A 265-nucleotide genomic window follows, 5' to 3' on the forward strand; every position below is an offset into this window, starting at 1 on the left:
ATCAGCTGATGACGCGATGTGGATAGGCGGCCTTCGTCGGCGTTGTAGCGCGCATGGCTTCCGAGATGGTGGTGGATAGCTTTGCAAAGGGCCCTTCGTCAAAGATGAGCGCCTCCTGTGCTGTTGTCTCAAGCCACCGGGCGATATCGAGGACGATTTCTTCCCGCTCCTCGATGCCAGCATTGCTGATGATATTAATCTTCTCTTCCATGCGGGTGACACTCCACAAACGTGCGTACGTCGTGCTCGGCGCTGTTGGCCGCAC

The 265-nt window shown here is 57.0% G+C and carries 1 protein-coding gene; it reads right to left on the minus strand.

All coding sequences use genetic code 11. The features are described from left to right. Position 1 precedes the first annotated feature (1 nt). On the minus strand, positions 2–265 hold a 264-nt coding region (locus SCA31_RS23840; protein WP_410699479.1), incomplete at its 5' end, for a hypothetical protein.

The sequence above is a fragment of the Chryseobacterium sp. SIMBA_028 genome (genome assembly GCF_046535285.1).
In the GTDB taxonomy this organism is placed as follows: Bacteria; Bacteroidota; Bacteroidia; order Flavobacteriales; family Weeksellaceae; genus Chryseobacterium.